We start from the raw sequence: 533 nt of genomic DNA on the forward strand, positions 1-533 counted from the left end.
GCTCCCCAGGGCAGGCGTAGACACCCTCCAGGAGTGTACCAACAAGTACTTCAAAGGAACCTTCCAAGTAGGTCGAGACTGGCTCTACAAAGTGTTAGGAGCCAACGACATGCTACTGAGAAGTCGCAGACGCAAGCGTCCGCCTCAGACAACCAAGGGCGTGGTCAATCACGGCTTCCAAGACCACCTGAACACCACCCCTAAGTACATCGCCACCGACCATTGCCGGCTCACCGTATCAGACATAACCTACGTCAAGTGTTTAGGGGGCTTCGCATATCTCTCCCTGACGATGGATGCTTATAGCCGCATCATCACAGGCTTTGACCTGCAGCCCACGCTCTCCACAGAGGGCCCCTACAACGCACTAAAACAGACCGTTGACTTCTACCAGAAGCATGGCTTTGACCTCAAAGGACTCATCTTCCATAGCGACCGAGGCTGTCAATACGTCTCCAAGCAGATGACCGACTACGAGGCCAGCCTAGGCATCGTAACCAGCGTTACCCAGACCGGCAACCCTCTCCACAACG

At 55.0% G+C, this 533-nt stretch carries 1 protein-coding gene; it reads left to right on the forward strand.

From position 1 onward, the window contains the following. Window positions 1–533: DDE-type integrase/transposase/recombinase (locus tag PORUE0001_RS05040; protein ID WP_007365393.1), on the forward strand; the 533-nt coding region annotated here is incomplete at both ends.

The organism is Porphyromonas uenonis 60-3 (assembly GCF_000174775.1).
Taxonomy (GTDB): Bacteria; Bacteroidota; Bacteroidia; order Bacteroidales; family Porphyromonadaceae; genus Porphyromonas; species Porphyromonas uenonis_A.